The organism is Segeticoccus sp., from assembly GCF_035708005.1.
Window position 1 is genome coordinate 1 of record NZ_DASSTI010000119.1, and the last position, 2,314, is coordinate 2,314.

Genomic DNA, 2,314 nt, shown 5'->3' on the forward strand with positions numbered 1-2,314 from the left:
GTCGCCCCGGACCTCCTGGGCAGCAGGATCAGGCACGCCGGCGTCACCGTCCGCCTCACCGAGGTGGAGGCCTACGACGGGATGAACGACCCCGGCAGCCACGCCTACCGCGGTCCGACACCGCGGACCACGGTGATGTTCGGGCCGCCGGGCCACCTCTACGTCTACTTCAGCTACGGGATGCACTGGTGCTGCAACCTCGTCTGCGGCGAGGCGGGCCGCGCCAGTGCGGTCCTGCTGCGGGCCGGTGAGGTCGTCGCCGGCCTCGACCTGGCCCGGGAGCGTCGCGGCGGGATGCGCGACCGGGACCTGGCGCGCGGTCCCGCCCGGCTGGCGCAGGCCCTGGGGCTCACCGGCGCCCAGAACGGCGCGGACGTCACCTCATCCGGCGGCGAGGTGCGGGTATGCCGTCCGCTCGCCACCGAGCCCACCGCGGGCCTCGTCCGGTCCGGGCCGCGGGTGGGGGTGAGCGGCGCGGGTGGCGACGGGACGGCATACCCGTGGCGGTTCTGGCTCGAGGGCGAGGCCACCGTCTCGGCCTACCGGCCGGGTGGCGCACGGAAGCGACGGCGTACCAAACCGGTTGCAGGCCGCGAGGGCGCGTAGGGCAGGCTGGTCACCGGGCCGCCACCCGGGCGGCTGACGACGTGAAGGGAACACCGGGGTGGACGACGTCCTCGACGAGTTGCACTGGCGTGGTCTGGTCGCCCAGACCACCGACGAGGAGGCGCTGCGGAAGGCGCTGGCGGAGGGGCCGATCACGGCCTACTGCGGCTTCGACCCCACGGCACCGAGCCTGCACTTCGGCCACCTGCTGCAGCTCATCGTGCTGCGCCACCTGCAGCGCGCCGGTCACCGCGTCATCTGTCTGGTCGGGGGGTCCACCGGACTGATCGGGGACCCGCGGCCGACCTCCGAGCGGGTGCTGAAGTCCAAGGAACAGACGGCCGAGTGGGTGGGCCGGATCCAGCAGCAGGTGCGTCCCTTCCTCGACTTCGACGGGAACAACCCGGCGACGATGGTCAACAACCTCGACTGGACGGCGCCGATCTCCGCGATCGACTTCCTCCGGGACCTCGGCAAGCACTTCCGCGTCAACGCGATGCTGCGCAAGGACGCGGTGGCGGCACGGCTGGAGAGCCAGGACGGCATCTCCTACACCGAGTTCAGCTACCAGATCCTGCAGGCCCTGGACTTCCTCGAGCTGTTCCGCACGCGGGGCTGCACCCTGCAGACCGGGGGACAGGACCAGTGGGGAAACCTCACCGCGGGCGTGGAGCTGATCCACAAGGTCGAGGGGGCACAGGCACACCTGCTGACGACCCCGCTGATGACCGATGCCGCAGGCAGGAAGCTGGGCAAGTCCGAGGGCAATGCCGTCTGGCTGGACGGTGAGATGACCTCCCCGTACGCCTTCTACCAGTACTGGATCAATGCCGAGGACGACCTGGTGGTCAGGCTGCTCAAGGCGTTCACCGACCGATCACGCGAGGAGATCGACCAGCTGGCGCACGAGGTCGAGACCGAACCCTTCAAGCGGCGGGCCCAACGGACCCTGGCGGCCGACATCACGAGCCTCGTCCACGGGCCCGAGGCGACCGAGGCCGTCCAGGCGGCCAGCGAGGCGCTCTTCGGCAAGGGCGACCCCGCGGTACTGGACGTGCGCACCCTGCGGGACGCCACCTCCGAGCTGCCGGGCGCCCCGGTGCCCGTGGGCACGCCGCTGGTGGAGGCGTTGGTGGCCGTGGGGCTGGCCGACAGCCGCGGTGCGGCTCGCCGGCTGCTCGCCGAGGGCGGCGTCTCCGTCAACAACGTCAAGGTCGCCAAGGACACGGGCGCCGACACGGTGCTCGACGAGGGCTCGTTCCTGCACGGCCAGGTCGCCCTGCTGCGGCGGGGCCGCAAGTCGCTCGCGGCCGCTCGGCACCCCGATTTGGCGTCCTGAGCTCTGACCCCGTAATGTTCTCGTCGTCAGCCCGACAGGGAGGAACGGACACCGCACAGCGGAGGCCGGTCCCGCGGGCAGAATCCCACTCAGAACCACTGGACCGACGGTCCGCTGCGCCCTTCCGGGCGCTGGGAGCGGCTCCGAGAGTCTGGTAGAGTGGAACACCGCGCCGCAGGGAAGGCCTCCGCAAAGGGGCCGGCCCAGAGGGCGCAGCGATCAAAACATCCCGGATCTGGCCTGTGTGGTTGGTGATGGTGTGTGTCTGATCTTTGAGAACTCAACAGCGTGTCAAAAATCGATGCCAATAATCTCGTCGGGGTTGGTGGCTGGGTGGCTTTTGTGGTTGTCTGGTTGCTGGCCTTTTGG

General features: G+C 70.3%; 2 protein-coding genes. Both read left to right on the top strand.

Translation table 11 applies throughout. From position 1 onward, the window contains the following. Nucleotides 1-606: DNA-3-methyladenine glycosylase (locus VFL99_RS11660; protein ID WP_325106526.1), on the top strand; the 606-nt coding region annotated here is incomplete at its 5' end. 58 nt (nt 607-664) lie between these two features. Continuing rightward, nucleotides 665-1,945, top strand: a complete 1,281-nt coding sequence (gene tyrS / locus VFL99_RS11665) for a tyrosine--tRNA ligase (protein ID WP_325106527.1) — start codon at nt 665-667, stop codon at nt 1,943-1,945. Nucleotides 1,946-2,314: the final 369 nt, after the last annotated feature.